The following is a 1,611-nucleotide window of genomic DNA, read 5'->3' as shown; positions in this document are numbered from 1 at the left end:
AACTTGCACGAATTCTTTTTGACACGACATTGCTCACATTGCTTCCAGTGTAATTTATAGCTTCTTGGTTAAGCTGCCATGATATGGAACTGGCTTTACCACTTCTGCTAGGCGACCCAATTGGGTCGCTTTTTTCTTTTCTACGATTTCCATTTGACGTCACTATCCGTAACTTTTCCACATGACATGATCATTTTAAGATCGTTGATCTTCTCGCCTTGTTTAAAAATAATCCTTTAAAAACAATAATATAGATTTGTATTTTTTTGTCTTTTCTATCATTGCACAATCTGTGGATAATTTATATAAACAGAGTTATCCACAGGTGATGGTGGTTTTCTTGAATAAATCGGAAAATTTCCGCGATCTGGATCGAACGAACAAGATAGATTCGGATCAGCAGTCATGGCATCCTAGGCAGATCTATTAAGTACTGATTTGGATACAGACAATTATGGCAAGTATTCCTGAAAATCCGCTGATTCTTATCGACGGTTCTTCTTACCTATATCGCGCTTTTCACGCTTACCCGGGCACGATGAGTAATGGTGAAATCCCAACCAACGCAGTTTACGGTGTGGTGAACATGCTACGCAGTATGATGCGTCAATTTGCGTCTGAGCGTATTGCGGTGGTGTTTGATGCGAAGGGTAAAACCTTCCGTGATGAGATGTATTCAGAATACAAAGCGAATCGTCCACCAATGCCGGACGATCTGCGTTGCCAAATTGAACCATTGCACAACGTTATTCGTGCGATGGGTTTGCCGTTGATCTGCGTTCCTGGCGTGGAAGCAGATGACGTCATCGGTACGTTGGCTTACCAAGCCTCGCAACAAGGCATGCCTGTTTTAATCAGTACTGGCGATAAAGATATGGCTCAGCTGGTGGATGACAACATTACCTTGATCAACACCATGACGAATGTCGTGATGGATCGTGAAGGGGTGGTGGAAAAATTTGGCATTCCGCCAGAGTTGATCATCGACTATCTAGCGTTGATGGGCGATAAAGTCGATAACATCCCTGGTGTACCGGGCGTGGGCGACAAAACGGCGACCGCTTTGCTGCAAGGCATTGGTGGCCTGACTAAGTTGTACGAAAATCTGGATGATATCGCGGCACTTGGTTTCCGCGGTTCGAAAACCATGGCGAAGAAGCTGGTCGACAACAAAGACAACGCTATGCTGTCTTATGAGCTGGCTACCATCAAGCTGGATGTGGAACTGGAAGAAACACCAGAGTCGCTACTGAAAGCAGAGCCAAACAAAGACGAATTGATCAAACTGTATGGTCAGTTGACGTTTAAGTCTTGGTTGAACGAACTGCTTGAAGGCGGCTCAGGCACTGTCGAAGCGGTTGAACTTGCAGGCTCTGCGCAAGCATCATCATCTTCTTCTTCGCATGCTGAAATGGAAACCTCAGCGGTAACGATTGATCGCAGTCAGTACGAAACCATTTTGGACGAAGCTTCTTTCAATGCGTGGCTAGAAAAACTCAAAGCGGCAGAGCTGTTTGCCTTTGATACCGAAACCGACAGCCTTGATTACATGGTGGCGAACCTCGTCGGTTTGTCATTTGCTATCGATGAAGGTATTGCGGCTTATGTCCC

Annotated in this window: 1 protein-coding gene; it reads left to right on the top strand. The window is 45.2% G+C overall.

All coding sequences use genetic code 11. The features are described 5' to 3' along the window. Window positions 1-454: 454 nt before the first annotated feature. A partial coding sequence (locus R7P67_RS23830; protein WP_318086192.1) for a 5'-3' exonuclease H3TH domain-containing protein occupies window positions 455-1,611 on the top strand: 1,157 nt, incomplete at its 3' end.

Source organism: Vibrio sp. Vb0937 (assembly GCF_033338855.1).
The sequence above is the reverse complement of the archived record's forward strand: the minus strand, read 5'-3'. Positions and strand labels throughout refer to the sequence as shown.